Here is a 16147-nt window from a genome sequence, read left to right on the forward strand (position 1 = left end):
GTAAACCCCAGACCCTTTCCTTTTCCCGTCTCTTGAACATTTCCTGTTCCGGGAAAAGAGTCTGATTCATGAATTGAGATAAAAAGGACTTCATCAGTGTTATAAAATATTTCCTGTGTACCGTTGCCGTGGTGGGCGTCAATGTCGATGATCATCAGCCTTGAAACTTTATACTTTTGTTTCAGATACATAGCGCCCAGGGCTATGTTATTAAAAATGCAAAATCCCATGCCTTTCCCAGGCCCGGCATGATGGCCCGGAGGTCTTATGAATGCGAAGCCTCTATGTGACCAGCCTGACATTATCCCGTCAAGCAGAGAGAAGACACCACCGGCCGCCAGTTGGGCGATTGACCATGACTCTTCTGTGGTCTGGGTATCAAAATCAAGGGATGAAAGGCTTTTTCCGGCTGTTTTTTCAACTTTTTCAACATACTCAAGAGTGTGTACCCATGTCAGTTCATTTTTTTGTGCGAGGCGGGGAGCAATTGTGAACCATTTTCCATCCAGGCATTTGTTTTCCAGTAAATCCTCCACCGCTTTTATACGCCTGTAATTCTCAAGGTGTGCGACTCCCATGAGATGATTCCAATATCTTTTGTCGATGATAACCGCAACTGGAAGGGCAGGGGGCATTTGTCCCTGTTTTGTTTCAATGCGGCCGAAGGCTTTTGCCAGGGCAAACAGCGTTTCTCCTTCAGGGATACGGCTTTTGTTTTTCATCAGTATCCGCATGGTTGTCCTGGCCAGAAGATCGGAGCTGGCGGGATGAAGCGTAATTTTTATGAACTCCAGGGCTCTTTTGCGTTGTCCATTTATGTTTTTTTTGCGTTTGAGAAGTTTTATCTGTCCGGGAATCCTTTTGCATAGATGACTTGTGATGGAGGGGTGGGTCTTTTTTGAAAATACTGCCATTACCGCAATAGCAGTCAAAAGCCTGCCCTCGGGAGATTTGAGAGTGTATTTGTACAGGCCCCGGGTGTGGAATCCAATGGATGCGTAAAACCTTGCGGCCTGGATTTCCGATTCAAGAAAGATTTCTTTTACATCGGGAAAATTGCTTTTCCAGAGCATCCAGACTCCTGCCATGATAAAGGTCCCGGCGCCTTTGACAGGGCGACGATCGTCCTGGGAAGCTGATCCCGCACTGGTTGCAAAATATTTTACTTCAAATCCTTTGTAAAAGAGTTTTTTTATTATTTCCAGGAAAATCAGTCCCTGCAGCTCTCCTCTTGCGATACATGCGAAAAGCCGGCTGTCCGTGCCGGAAACCAGGCAGTTTAACAAAAAACGGATGTGAAAAAATTCCAGGTTGAGGCGGGCAGCATGCATGAGACTTTCCCTCGAAAACGGGAACCTTATGAAGGAGGCGGTTATATCATTATTTATTACCCCCTGGCAAAGTATCTGTGGATTGTCCGGACTATTTTTTTTTAAGTTTCCAAGCCTTTTGAGTCTTTGATTCAGCACATTGACAAAAGAAGTTTTATTTGAGCTTATCTGTTCTTTAAGCAGGGCTTGGGCCAGGTCGATTTCATAATCAAGCATGAGTGAGAGGCCTGCGGTATCGGTTTTTGAAGCGTGTTCCCCAGGGTTTGATAAAGGGTCTCTATGCAGCAGGTTGCGCTTTTGTGCCATTTCTCCGTAATGAATCAGCAGCGCCTGTTCAAGGGGGGGAGTACCACTGGTGAAAAATTGGAACTTGTTGATAAAGGTTTTCTTGTCGCCAAAAAGAAAATACGGCCTTGTCTCGTCTTTGATTTCTGATGCCAAAGGTACATCAATTCTCCCCTTTCCCAGCATGGTATTCAGTGTATAGGCAATTTGAGGTTCTCTTTTGCCGATGGCATCTATGGCTTGCTTGATATTTTCCCGCGTCAGCATCATTAATCCTAAATTACGCGGTTTGAATCTAAAAATTCGCCGATAAATTCCTTTGGCACCCGAACTTCAAACACTGCTCCGTGTTGTTCTCCGTTTCTAACAGATATTTTTCCCCCTATTTTTTCAATGATGGTCCGGCTGATTGACAGACCAAATCCGGAATCCCCCCGATCCGTCAAATACTGGGGGTCAAAAATTTGTTCCATATCTGCTTTTTGCAAACCAGGCCCGTTATCTGAGAAAGAAATCGTTACAGCATTTTCTTCAATGGATGTGGATACATATATTGAACCGTTTGCACCGGCAGCGGCAACAGAGTTTAATAAAAGGTTCTGAAAGACCTGGTGCAGTGCGGCACCATCGCTTATGACAGACGGCAATTTGTCATGGAAATCGGTAATTACGGCAATGTTTTTTTCAATGAGAGGTGTTTTTAAAAAACTTAAAATATGGTTTAAAATTATGTGAATATTAACATCCATGATCACAGGATCTTCAGGTCCGCTAAACCGGATAAAGCTGTCTATAAGTTTTTTTCCCCTTATGGATTCCGAAGAAATCTGTTCTGCCATTAGATCGGTTTCACTAAAGTTTGCAGGCTGGGCCTGGTCCTTCAACAGTGCAGCTGTGACGTGAATATTTGACAGAATATCGTTCAGGTCACTGAATACTCCCTTTGACAATTCCATTGATGATGCAATAAAGGCGGTTCTTATTAGCCTGGAGTCCAGGCGGCGGTTGTCCTTTCTATTCTCTTCCAGCATTGACACCAGGCTGTCTGTGGTAAGGAGGATTGCAAGTACAATGAGGAATCCACCCAAAAAAACAACAAACAGGCTCATATTCCGCACTTTTCTTGAATCTTCAAAAAGATTTTTTTTGTCAATACTCACAACAGAGAGCCAGGGAACAGTTTCAAGCCAGGTCGTTAAGATAATGGTTGCGTCTTTTTTTTCAACCTGCAGCCCCTTGAAGCGGCCGGGAGGTGAAATCTGCGATTGCATCATCAGTTTACTGCCTTTTCTCGGATTTGTCTGAAAGGCTCCTTTGCTGTTGATCAGGTAGGCATCCCCTTTTCTGTTTCCCGCCACATGGGTGACAATGTTGTCAAACAGATCCGACATGACAGTGGCTCTCAAGATCCAGATATTTTTCCCTTCGTTGCGTTTCACAGCTATGATAAAGTGGGGTTCGTTTCTGAAACCGGTAAAAACGTCACTGACATATACTTTTTTAGCCATTACAGCTTTGAACCAGAAGGTATCCCGGTAGTTTTTAGTCTTAAGATCATATGGACCTGTGTAGGCAAGGTGGTCTCCATTGGGCCCGATGACGCCAAGATCCTGGAAACAGGGCAGTTCGTATTGAAGCGAGGAAAGGAACTGCTCAATTATACCGGGTGATATCATTTTGGACAGACTGTTGTTTTGCGAAATTAGCTTCAGGTCCATTATCCGTTCGGTGAGGAATGAATCAATATCCTTTTTATGGGAAAGAGTCTCTGCCTGCAGGCCTTGCATTGTTTTGATTTTAATTGTGCGGGCCAGGTATAAATACATGCCGCCTCCGATGACGGCAAGAGGCAGGAACATCGAGACAGTGAGAATGGTGACCACCTTTTTCCATACCTTGCGGTAGTAAGGGAAGTCTCGTGTTGTTGATATTGTAAAAGATCTGCCGGGCATGGTATCCCTCCCGATTATAAAGGGTTTTAATAATAGACGGCTTATGAACAATACAGTATAATGGCACAGAACACCAGGGCTGTAACCCATACCGTGTGGCTGATCACACCCTTTTTAACGGGATGAAAACTCGCATCGGAGCATTTGTGCCCTTTTATACATTTAAACTTGACAATTTCCTTTGTATTTTCGGTATTTTTTATCTTAATTTTTTCAGTGGATGCACCGCATATATTGCCCTCATCGTTTTTCTTTATGCACGTCAGCCTTGAACCGATAATATAGCTGACCAGGTTGAAGATGTGGTTCCATGTCATGGCAATGATGAAAAAAGAAAGAAAAAATATCAGCATATGAATTTTTGTAACCCCCATGCCTGCCAGGGATTCTCCTATGTTTCCCGGTGTAAGCGGACCTTCCACATTACCAAAAAGTCCGAGATAATACAGAAAAAATGATCCGCCCATTACAATCATTGTCAAACCTATGTTTTGCGCACGTTTTTGAATATACTCGTTTTTTTTGAGCGGGTTGGTGTCCATATCATATCTCCTTTTGTTTTTCTTCCTCCCCGTTTTAAGGGGGAGGAAGTTTATATTAATATTGTATCAAAACGTGGTATTAACCGCCGATCAGTCTGCTATAGATGCCAGGGCCTATCTTGTAAAAGCAGACGGCCGCCACCAGAAGGCAATAGGTCGGCACAACTATCTTCCATAGTTTTTCCGGAAAGACCCTTGTCATATAAGGTGCTGCAACAGCAGAAAACATGGTTGCAATCATAAAAGAGGGCAGGAGCAGGTAGTCTATCTGAACACCGCTTGTGAGAAGGGCCAGCCATACAATGATGGCAAAGGTACTGACGGTTCCTTCACAGATTGCCGTTACCGCCAGCATACTTTTAACAGGCACGCCTGACATAAGGCCGCCAATGGTAACAACCGGACCGTAGCCGCCGCCGCCAACCCCCTTGTTAAACCCTGCCAGGGCTGCAAAACCTATCATTTTATTCGGTTTGTACGGCTTATCCTTTCTGGCGCTCCATACTGAGACACCCCCCATCACCAGGAGAAGCATTGCAACATAGAGTTTGATCCATATTTTATCGACATGGAGAAATTTGTAAACGCCGAAGATGGATATTGATACGGCAATACACCCCGTCACCGCAATGATCAGCCAGAGCCTTACGGTTTCAGACATGGGACTGAATTTCCATTCCACGTTTTCAAATTCCCTGTGAAGAAATGCACCCACAAGACCTGCTACACCCTGCTGAATCATAACAACAGGCACAATCTGCCTGGGATCAAATCCGATCACAAGGAGAATCGGTGTCAGTGCCGTTCCAAATCCCATGCCTGCAGATGCATCCATGAATTCGAAAAATGCCGCCAGAAAGACAACGCTCCATATGATACGCCACTCATTTCCCTGGAGTCCGCTGGCAAGGGTCCAGTCCGACTGTATCCTCACCGTGGGTTCAAAGGGATTTCCCGCTAGCCACATGCCCAGCAGGAAAACAAGGAAAAAGACAAATATACCTCCCAGTGCTGCGCGTACCTGCCGCCACTCGGGCATAAAACGCGCTCCAATGGTATTTTTGTCAGCTTCCAGATCATGGGCTACTTCCCAGCCCATTTTTTTTTCTGTATCGCTAGTCATAATGTTTCTCCTTTATTTTTAAGTTTTGGTACCTGCTTACTGCTTATTTAACCCTTTCTTTTAAGTTATTATGCGGGCAGTTCAACATTTAGAGCAAACTGGAGAATTACATAGCTTAAATATATCCCCACAAGATATATACCCTGCCAGCGTTTGAACCTGCCGTCCTTGTTCATGGTTATGAATGCCCTGAAAGACCAGAGTATGATGAGCATGGCCGGAAAGTGGAAAAAGTAGAAGTTTTCCGGAATGGCAAGCGGTTTCGCCGTTGCAGCCGCCCCTATTACAAAAAGGCAGTTGAGAACGTCGGCACCGACAATATTTCCAACGGTTATTTCAGGATGTCCTTTTTTAATGGCCGATATGGCAGTCATAAGTTCAGGCAGTGAGGTTCCAAATGCGACCATTGTCGCTGCAATGACGTCATCGGGCACGCCGAATCTCATGGCTATTTCCGAGGCACAGGGTACAAGGACCCGGGCACCAAGGACAACCAGAAAAAGGCCTCCTATCACCATCAGCCAGCATTGAACCATACCGATAAGTTCATCGTTATCATCGTTGTTCTCCCCTTCTCCAAGTTGCGCCCCACCGGATTTCGACCATATGTAGGTTGCATACATGTAGATTGCCAGAAGGATGAGAAAGAAGATGCCAAAGGAACGACCCAATATCGGTGTCCCCGTGGAAAAGATAAGAAGGGACAGGGCAATGACCACAAGAAGGGTGGCTGATCCCACCTGTACCCATCCGGTTCTGTTAAGGATGAATTTATTTGCAGGAACCGCACCCGCCAGCACGCATGTAAGGCCAAAAATTAGCCCTGTGTCGGCGATGATGGACCCCACACCATTGCCCAGTGCAAGGCCGGGGTTCCCCATGAATGCGGCCATTACTGAAACAAAGGCTTCAGGCATTGTTGTTCCCAGGGAGATAAGCGTTGCACCTATGACGATTTTGGGTATTCCTGTCCGTTTTGCCAGATCAACCACACCGTCTATCATCCAGTCTGCTCCTTTTGAGAGCAGGATAATGCAGACAATGATAACAATGATCAACATCGGAGTACTCAAACCCGAAACTGCTTGTGATAGTAAGGCTTCATCTCCGATCCACTGCCAGATAGAGTGTTGCATAAAATCTCCTTTAAGAATCAAAATTTATTTTAAAATCCGACCATTGTTTCCTAGTCGGTATCCTTTGTTTAAAATGGAATATTACAAAAAATGTGCCACAATAGATAGAAAACATAATTATTGGTTAACCTTTTGATTATACAGGTTAAATTGTATTAAAAAATTGATCGGTATCCAGAGGGCGTCAAAGGATAAAACCTGGTGGTGGACAGGTGTAAATCAAAAGATGTCACTTCATAGTTGACAATCTTTTGATCAGGGTGTGTTTACCCCTCGAAATTCATTGGCTTCTATATGGGACTCTTTCATAAGCCGATGGAGGTATTGTCTTTGTATTCCGGCAATTTCAGCTGCCTTGCTGATGTTTCCATCATTTTCCTTTAATAGTTCCCTGATATAGTGTTCATGGAAAAGCCGGATGGTCTCTTCTTTGGCATCTTTGAAATTCATCATGGTTTTTCCCCTGTTTAACTCGGGCATGAGGCACTCTGCCGGGCTGGAAAGCCCAAGATCAGGGAGGGTCAGTGTATCACCGGTACAAAAGATGATACCCCTTTCAATAATATTTTCAAGTTCCCGTACATTGCCTGGATATTCCCTGGCTGTCAGGGCCTGTAGAGCGGATGGGGTTATCCCCTTGATCTGTTTTTCGTTTAATACACAATATTTGTTGAGAAAATAATAGCTGAGAAGGGGAATATCCTCGGCTCTCCTCCTTAAAGGTGGTATTTCCATACGGATGACGTTCAGGCGGTAAAACAGATCCTCCCGGAATGTATTTTCCCTGATGGCCTGCTCAAGGTTTTTGTTTGTGGCCGCAATGAACCTGATATCGGCCTTTTGGGTTATAACGCTTCCTACAGGTCTGTATTCCCCCTCTTGAAGCAGCCTGAGAATCTTTGTCTGGAGGCCGGGCGTCAGGTCTCCGATTTCATCCAGAAAAAGAGTGCCTTTGTCTGCCTCTTCAACCAGCCCCTTTTTATCTGTGACTGCGCCTGTAAATGCACCCTTTACATGTCCGAACAGCTCGCTTTCGATCATATTTTCCATTATTGCCCCGCAGTTCAGGACAACGAGTTTTTTTGATTTTCTGCTGCTGTTTTGGTGGATAGCCCTGGCCACAAGCTCTTTGCCCGTTCCGCTGGGGCCGGTTATGAGGACGGTTCCGGACGTGGGAGCCGCCTTTCGAATACGGTCGAAAATTTTTGCCATTGCAGGGGTGGACCCGATGATGGAAAGATCGTTCATCTTCTGGAGTGCTTTGCGCAATTTTTTGTTTTCCCTGATGATCCTTTGCCAGTTCATGACCTTGTCAAGGGTTATCAGGAGCCTTTCCCTGCGGAAAGGTTTTGTCAGATAGTCGTCAGCTCCCTTTTGTGTGGCTTCCACCGCAGTTTCTATGGTGGCATAGGCTGTGAGGATAATGACCGATACATCGGAACGGATCTCCTGTATCTTTTCCATCAGGCTGATCCCTGACATCTCCGGCATTTTAAGGTCTGTCATTACGAGATCAAAATCTTCTTTCCTGAAAATTTTAATTGCTTTTTCAGGATTACTTTCCGTAACTATCTTATAATGGGTATCTTCTGAAATAATCCTGTCCAGCAATGTCAGCATGTCTTTTTCGTCGTCAACAATTAAAATACGTCCGTTCATTTTATCTCCTTATGATACCACCATCAGTTTGACGGTAAAGATTGTACCACCGGATGCAGTATTAGAGGAAGACTGTTTCCGGGTTTCACACTCCATGATTCCGCCAAAACCGGTAATGATGCCGTAACTCACAAAAAGTCCAAGCCCTGTTCCCCTGCCATCGGGCTTGGTGGTAAAAAAAGGTTCGAATATATGGTCAATATCCTTGTCTTCTATTGCAATACCTTCATCCTGGAACTGTACTGCGGCCATGTGAAGATGAGTGTCCATAAACGTCCGGATTATCAGTTTCCCGCCTTGGGGCATGGCATCGGCAGCGTTATTTATCAGGTTGAGGAAAACCTGCTGTAGTTTTCTGGAATCGCCTTTTATGAGCCCAAGTGTGTCTGAAAATTCCCTGGACAAAGACAGGCCCTCTTTTTTAAAGCGGTGCTTTACTATTTTGATAGCGGCTTCAAGGCAGAGGTTCAAATCGGTGTGGTGGTGACCATTATCTTCTCCCGTGCGTACGAAACCCAGAAGATTTTCCACAATCTCTTTGCAATGAAGTCCCTGGCGTTCTATTATTTTAAGGTCTTCATAATCCTGGGATGATTTGTCTTTTTTCCGCAGCATAAGGTCGCTGAACCCCAGGATAACCCCGAGTGGATTGTTGATTTCATGGGCAACCCCTGCTGCCAGTGTGCCAAGTGATGCCAGTTTTTCAGTGTGGATAAGGTGGCGTTCGAGTTTTTTGTCTTCGGTTATGTCCCTTGCAATGCAGAGTACGGAGTTTACATCTCCTTTTTCGTTCCAGATGGGCACCATATTGGCGTCTAAGTATATCTGCTTTCCATCAAGGTCAAGTCCGGATTCCTGGCGGATACTTTTTTGGGTTTCAAAAACCGTTCGGATAAGCTGTTGTAGTCTTTTGCTCATTTTTTTTGGAAATATTGACGGCAGCTTTTTTCCTATATGATCTCCGGCGCTGTATTTAAAAAACTTTAAAGTAAAGCTGTTCATGGACAAAAATCTGCCCTTTGAGTCCACGGTGAATATAAAGTCTTCAGCACTTTCCACAAGGGAACGGTATTTTGCTTCGGATTTTATAAGTTCCCTGGTCTGCCTGTTGACCTCATCCTCCATATGCCGGGACCATCTTACTTCAAAAAACATGATGACAGAAGCACCTGCTATAATTATGAATATTGCGGCCAGCTGCACCCAAAACTGATGCATGTATTTATCCCTTACACCGGCCTCTATTTCGGAAACAGGCGCCACAACCGCTATGGACCACTTCTGGGTCGGGGTTTTTGAAATCGCTACAGGTGTGTATGCAATCAGTTTTTCCATCCTGCCTGTCAGTCCCCTGTGCCATCCTGAAATATACCATCCTGTTCCTTCGCGGCCCGTCAGCATTTCATCTTTCTGTATCTTGTTTATCTCCACAAAAGAGATGTTTTGAGATTTTTCTTTTCTTGCCAGGAAAGCATTTTTGCCTATGTATGAACTGTCCGGATGAAAAAGAAAGCGGCCAGTATTGTCGATGATCCATGCATACCCTGTCCGGCCGGACCTGATATTTTTAAGGTAGGGGGCCAGGAACCATGAAATATTGACATGGCAATAGATCATTTTAGAACCGCCTGCACCAACGGGGGAGGCTATGATTATAAATATTCCGGAAGATGTGATTTGCGGGTCTGAGATTCTCACTTGGTTTTTTCTCTCTACATCAAGATCAAAGGGAAGGGGCAGGGTTTCTTCAAGGGGCGAACAAGAGATTTTTTTGCGAAAGGGGTGGCCGGAATAAACGATTCCGGCAGCCATGTCATGAAATTCGATTCTGCTGACCCCCCATTCAATGACACGGGCCAGGGTTGCCTTCATCGCCCTGTCAGGATCTTCATTCTTTTCCAGTTCATTGGAAAGAATTTTTATCTCCTTATCTAAAAAGGAGAATTCCCTTTCAATAAAGTTTTTTATGTTATGCGCAATAACCATCTGTTCTTCATTGAACTGCTTGCGCACGATCTTGCTCATCTCCCTGATGGACCACTGGGACATAACCGCACTTGCCGCCACAAAGATGAGCACTGTAAGGACCATAATGATGATAATGCTTTTTTCCGTTCCCGGTCGCTGGTGTTTGTTGGAGGGTTTTGTGGGATTCAATTTCGAATCAATCCTTTAGCGGTTATGCGTCAGTTGATTATATAGTTCCAATGAATTTGACCATAGGATAGAAACCTGGTTTTTGTCAATTTTTTTTACAAAGTGTAAGAAAATTTTTTGCATATTTATTTTTTCAAATTCCTTCTGTCTGGAAAATAACAGGGGAGCTCCCTTGGAGTGCCTTTTTTAATTAACATATACAGATGGCATGAATTTTGAATTTCAATAATTTAAATTATTTATTTTGTACAAAGAATGAGGACAATTACATGAAAGAGTTAAAAGCAAAAAAAAATGCCCGGGATATCCTGAGTACTTTAGATATCCGGATTAACGAAAACAGGCCCTGGGATATCCAGGTACATAATCCCAATTTTTATGAACGGGTCTTCTCAGGAGGTTCCATTGCTCTGGGGGAAACATACATGTCCGGCTGGTGGGATTGTGAAGCCCTTGATCAGTTCTTTCAAAGAATCTTGGAAGCCCGGTTAGACAGGAAAGTAAAAATAAATGTAGTACGATTCCTCTGGGGTAAGCTCAAGGCGAAAGTAGTAAATGTTCAAAACAGATCACAAGCATATGTAATTGGTAAACACCATTATGATATCGGCAATGATCTTTTTTCTATTATGCTGGACAAAGGGAGAAATTATTCTTGCGGTTATTGGAAAACAGCGAAAACACTTGATGAAGCCCAGCAAGCCAAGTTGAAATTAATTTGTCAAAAAATAGGGTTGCAGCCGGGCATGAAGGTTTTGGATATCGGGTGTGGCTGGGGTGGTTTTGCAAAATATGCAGCTCAAAAATATAGCGTAAGTGTACATGGCATAACAGTGTCCCGGGAACAGGTAAAATATGCAAATAAATTCTACCAGGGGCTTGATGTTAAAATTGAGCTAAAGGATTATCGGGATCTTAAAGAAAAATTTGACCGCATTGTGTCGATAGGGATGTTCGAACATGTGGGTTACAGGAACTACAGGGCTTTTATGAAAGTTGTCCACCGATGTTTAAAATTGGATGGCCTTTTTTTGTTGCATACAATAGCTGGAAACCGTTCTGTGAATTCAACAGATCCGTGGATTAATAAGTATATTTTCCCAAATTCAATGCTGCCGTCGGCAAAACAAATCACCTCGGCAGCAGAGGGATTGTTTGTGCTTGAGGATTGGCATAGCTTTGGGCAATATTATGATCAAACCTTGATGGCCTGGTACAACAATTTTACAAAAGATTGGAGCAAACTCAAAGCGGCATATGATGAAAGGTTTTACCGTATGTGGACCTATTATATTCTTTCATGTGCAGGTAGTTTCAGATCAAGAAGGAATCAATTGTGGCAGATTATGTTTTCGAAAAAAGGGATAAAAGGAGATCCCCGGTATATTCGTGTCGGCAATATTAAATAATTATAAATAAAATATTCCAGGGAGAAAGGTGGAATGCTATCAAAAAAGAATATATAAAACGATCTGTAATAGATCGAAGGTCGTATTTGGATAGGCGAACATTTAATTTTGGCCCTGAATATCCAGATAAAGAGCGAAGAATGGGACAAGGCAGGAGGCAAGGCTGGGAAAAAAGATATGAATGGGAATCGATAGATCGGTTGAGCAGCTTTTCCATACATTTTAAAATTCCTCAACCATACAAATCGCTATCATAGCAAGTAATGTATCATGTGTTTGCGACACGCACGCACATAAGAATAACGATATTTTTAAAATTAATATCCTTGCTTGATTTGTATATTTTTTTTAAAAGTGATATTATATTTTTTGTTAAATATATCTGAACAATAGCCTGAATAAATTTTTCCTTTTCTCCTGACTTGTTGGAAAAACAGCATCATTTTTTGTTAATAAAAAATTATTACGAGGATTTTTTTATGGCAACCCGGAAACAAATAATTAATCCTGAATTGTTTGATGCTGTCCTGTTTGATCTGGACGGTGTGGTCACCAGAACAGCAGATACCCATGCAAGTGCCTGGAAAAAGCTTTTTGATGAATATTTGGAAAAAAAGGGCGACATTGATGGTTATGTACCCTTTGATCTTTTGGATGACTATATAAAATATGTGGATGGAAAACCTCGTTATAAAGGAGTTAAAGCGTTTATTGCCTCTCGCAGCATTGATATTCCCTATGGGTCTGTTCATGATGCTCCTGATAAGGAAACCATTTGCGGGCTGGGCAATAGAAAAAATCAAATTTTTTCTGATTTATTAAAAAAAGAGGGTGTGAAGGTTTATGAGTCCACTATTGATCTTATTAAACAATTAAGAAAAAATGGGTTTAAAACAGCCATTGTCAGTTCCAGCAAAAACTGCAGGCAAGTTCTTAAGGCGGCAGATATTGAAATTTTATTTGATACCAGAGTTGATGGTGTCGTATCCGAGAGTCTTGGCCTTACCGGCAAGCCTGAACCGGATATTTTTCTGGAAGCAGCCAAAAGACTGGATACGGATGTGAATAGGTGTGTGGTGGTGGAGGATGCCTTATCCGGTGTAGCGGCAGGAAAAAAAGGTGGTTTTGGAATGATTATCGGTGTTAACCGTACAAACCAGGCAGATCAGGCCCAAAATCTTAAACAAAAAGGAGCCCACCTGGTAGTTAACGATCTTTGTGAAATCAAGGCAGGTGTGTTGGCAAAAAGTTTTTCCCATGATCTAATATCGCCTGATCTGGAGAAAGGAAGCAGTTGGACCCAGATATATACAGGGTTTGACCCTGAAGATGAAGGACGAAGGGAAACACTGTGTGCCCTGGGAAACGGTTATTTTGTTACCCGGGGCGCAGCGCCCGGGGCAAAGGATGATGATGTGCATTACCCCGGCACCTATCTTGCCGGAGGATATAACCGGCTCAAAACAAAAATTGCCGGCAGAATCGTTGAGAATGAAGATCTGGTCAATATCCCCAACTGGCTCTGTCTTAATTTTCGTATCCCCGGAGAAGCGTGGTTCCGCTTAAAAGATGTAAAGATTTTTTTATATAGACAGGTTCTGAACATAAAAAAAGGGGTTCTTACCCGCATCATAAAGTTTCGCGATAAAAAAAAATAGAGAAACCAGAATTTGTCAACACTCATTTGTCCATGGAGAGCAGATGCACAGGGCTGCGCTGAAAACGATTATTACACCTTTGAACTGGGACGGTAAAATACAGATTAGTTCTGCTCTGGACGGCAGGGTGACAAACCAGGGAGTTGACCGGTATCGAGATTTGGATAATAGACATCTTGATCTGATTGACTCTCGACATATTGACGAAGAAACCATGGTTTTAAAAATGCGCACCAATCAGTCATGCATGGATATTGCAATGGGTGCAAAAACCAAACTCTTCCTCAACAATAAACCGGCTGCGGTTGAATCGCTTCCCGCTGATAAACCGGGTGGATATGTTGCCCGGCATTTTATTGTCAATGTGACCAAGGGAGATGATCTTGCAGTGGACAAACTGATCTGCATCTATACCTCCCGGGATACCGGAATTTCCGAATGTTTATCAGAGGTGGAAAATACAATTACAAATGATGGTGACAGTTTTGATAGTTTATTAAAATCCCATGTTACAGCCTGGGAACTTTTATGGCGCAAATTTGATGTTAAGCTGGACCTGAACCTGGATCTGGACAATAGTGATATGGGGCAGCACACACAAAAAATTATTCGATTGTATATTTTTCATTTATTGCAAAGTTCTTCCGTCCATTCCCTGGACATTGACGTGGGAATGCCGGCCCGGGGCTGGCATGGCGAAGGCTACAGAGGACATATTTTCTGGGATGAAATGATTATTTTCCCATTTTTGAATTACAGGGCACCCCAAATTACAAGAACCCTGCTCATGTATCGTTACCGGCGGCTTAAAGAGGCCCGGCGTGCAGCCAGGCAGGCAGGCTGCAAAGGTGCAATGTATCCATGGCAGAGCGGAAGCAGTGGCAGAGAGGAGACCCAGCAGATGCACCTTAACCCGGAATCGGGTCGCTGGCTTCCGGACAACACCCATTTGCAGCGCCATGTAAATAATGCCATTGTTTACAATATCTGGCAGTATTTCCAAATTACCCACGATATAGAGTTTTTGTCTTTTTACGGCGGTGAAATAATAATAGAAATTGCTCGATTCTGGGCAAGTATTGCAAGCTATAATATAGAACTTGACCGATATGAAATCCTGAGCGTAATGGGGCCTGATGAATATCATGATGCCTATCCCGGAGCAGATAAACCAGGCTTGAACAACAATGTTTATACTAATTTAATGGTCATGTTTGTTATGGACCAGGCGCTTAACCTGCAACATGTTATTCCTGAACAGGACTGGGAGTATTTAAGGAAAACACTTAAGATAGAGCAGGGAGAACTTATAAAATTTCAAAAAATGAGTCGAAGGATGAAACTGGTATTCCATGGAGATGGAATTCTCAGCCAATTTGAAGGATATGAAAATTTAAAGGAATTTGACTGGGAGGGTTATAAAAAAAGATATGGAAATATCCGGCGCCTGGACAGGATTCTTGAAAAGGAAGGGGATAGCACCAACAACTATAAACTCTGCAAGCAGGCAGATGTTTTAATGCTTTTATATCTTTTCAGTGCTGAAACGTTAAGAAAGATGTTTAAACGTCTTAATTATACTTTTGATAAGGATTTGATTCCAAAAAATATCAACTATTATCTGAATAGAACCACAAACGGGTCATCCCTGGCATTGGTCATTCATGCCTGGATTGAAGCACGGCAGGCAAGGGAACGTTCCTGGGAATTTTTCAGCCGGGCGCTTGAGACGGATATGGTTGATGACCGAACCGGCAGCACCCGGGAAGGTATCCATCTGGCTGCCATGTCAGGATGTATTGACATTCTTCAACGGGGCTATGCAGGTCTGGAAATACGCAGTGATATACTTATCTTAAATCCGTTACTTCCCAAATCCATAAACCGCATTTGTTTTCATATTCGATACAGGCACCACTGGCTTGACCTGGAACTCACCCAGGAAAATGTTAAGGTTAAAAGTCTGACCAGCAGGGCAAGACCCATTATGGTTATGATCAAAGATGAAATCATCAGATTATATCCAGGCAAAATAGCAGTCGTGGATCTTTAAAGCATATTCCTGAAAGCCTGGGAAGGGACAAGGATGAAAAAATGGATCAAAAAAATATAAAAAAAAGTCATATTATCATTGTATCCAATCGGTTGCCTATTATTTTAAAAAAGACCGGGGATGGAAAGATAGAGGTGGAAAAAGGGGCCGGAGGACTGGTAACAGCAATGGCACCGGTGCTGAAAAATAGAAATGGCACCTGGATAGGGTGGCCCGGCTATGTGCACAAGACAGATAGTGATGATAAGATGCTGCCGGCAATACAATCAGCTGTTTCCGGATATAGTGTTAAACCGGTTATGCTTAACTCAGATGAATTAAAAAAATTTTATGAAGGGTTTTCAAATTCAATTTTATGGCCTCTTTTTCATAATTTTACTGGTAAGTGTATTTTTTTGCCTGAATACTGGACAAGTTATCAGGCGGTTAATAAAAAATTTGCTTTAACTGTAGACCAGAATACAGATGATTCCGATTTTATCTGGGTTCATGATTATCAATTAATACTTGTGGCAGCTCAGTTGCGCAAACGGCACAAGAGGAACCAGATTGGATTTTTTTTACATATTCCCTTTCCGCCCATTGAAACCTTTGCACGATGTCCATGGCGTTTTGAACTTCTTTCTGCCATGCTGGAATATGACATCATTGGGTTTCATACGATTCTAAATAAACGTAATTTCATCGGATGTATCAAGAAAATAATTCAGGATGCGCAGGTTGATGAAAAAGCAGTCTTTGAAGAGACAGAGAGTGCAGTAAGACTAAAAAATCGAATCGTGCGCATTAGTGTTTTCACAAAGAGCATTCCTAACGTTAATTTTGTACACGAGACGAGAATA

The 16147-nt window shown here is 43.0% G+C and carries 11 protein-coding genes; 4 read left to right on the plus strand and 7 right to left on the minus strand.

Annotated elements, in window-relative coordinates:
• The 7 genes from K8S13_RS08540 to K8S13_RS08570 form a co-directional block, all read right to left on the minus strand.
• A partial coding sequence (locus tag K8S13_RS08540; RefSeq protein ID WP_291461944.1) for a histone deacetylase occupies window positions 1-1886 on the minus strand: 1886 nt, incomplete at its 3' end.
• 5 nt (window positions 1887-1891) lie between these two features.
• A complete protein-coding gene (locus tag K8S13_RS08545) occupies window positions 1892-3568 on the minus strand; it encodes a sensor histidine kinase (RefSeq protein ID WP_291461945.1) in 1677 nt (558 codons plus the stop codon).
• 41 nt (window positions 3569-3609) lie between these two features.
• Window positions 3610-4110, minus strand: a complete 501-nt coding sequence (locus tag K8S13_RS08550) for a hypothetical protein (protein WP_291461946.1) — start codon at window positions 4108-4110, stop codon at window positions 3610-3612.
• 79 nt (window positions 4111-4189) lie between these two features.
• Window positions 4190-5233 (minus strand): sulfite exporter TauE/SafE family protein, encoded by a 1044-nt coding sequence (locus tag K8S13_RS08555; protein ID WP_291461947.1) that lies wholly within the window; start codon window positions 5231-5233, stop codon window positions 4190-4192.
• A gap of 68 nt (window positions 5234-5301) precedes the next feature.
• Complete coding sequence (locus tag K8S13_RS08560) at window positions 5302-6369, minus strand: calcium/sodium antiporter (RefSeq protein WP_291461948.1); 1068 nt, start codon at window positions 6367-6369, stop codon at window positions 5302-5304.
• Between the two features lie 255 nt (window positions 6370-6624).
• Complete coding sequence (locus tag K8S13_RS08565; RefSeq protein ID WP_291461949.1) at window positions 6625-8028, minus strand: sigma-54 dependent transcriptional regulator; 1404 nt, start codon at window positions 8026-8028, stop codon at window positions 6625-6627.
• 9 nt (window positions 8029-8037) lie between these two features.
• Window positions 8038-10185, minus strand: a complete 2148-nt coding sequence (locus tag K8S13_RS08570) for a sensor histidine kinase (protein ID WP_291461950.1) — start codon at window positions 10183-10185, stop codon at window positions 8038-8040.
• A 269-nt stretch (window positions 10186-10454) separates the two neighbouring features.
• Between K8S13_RS08570 and cfa the strand changes: the two genes are divergently transcribed.
• The 4 genes from cfa to K8S13_RS08590 all read left to right on the plus strand — a co-directional run.
• Complete coding sequence (cfa, locus tag K8S13_RS08575) at window positions 10455-11594, plus strand: cyclopropane fatty acyl phospholipid synthase (RefSeq protein WP_291461951.1); 1140 nt, start codon at window positions 10455-10457, stop codon at window positions 11592-11594.
• A 479-nt stretch (window positions 11595-12073) separates the two neighbouring features.
• Window positions 12074-13252 (plus strand): beta-phosphoglucomutase family hydrolase, encoded by a 1179-nt coding sequence (locus K8S13_RS08580; RefSeq protein WP_291461952.1) that lies wholly within the window; start codon window positions 12074-12076, stop codon window positions 13250-13252.
• A gap of 43 nt (window positions 13253-13295) precedes the next feature.
• Window positions 13296-15305, plus strand: coding sequence for a glycosyl hydrolase family 65 protein (locus K8S13_RS08585; RefSeq protein WP_291461953.1), 2010 nt, complete (start codon window positions 13296-13298; stop codon window positions 15303-15305).
• 41 nt (window positions 15306-15346) lie between these two features.
• On the plus strand, window positions 15347-16147 hold an 801-nt coding region (locus tag K8S13_RS08590; protein ID WP_291461954.1), incomplete at its 3' end, for a trehalose-6-phosphate synthase.

It is taken from the genome of Desulfobacula sp., from assembly GCF_021107415.1.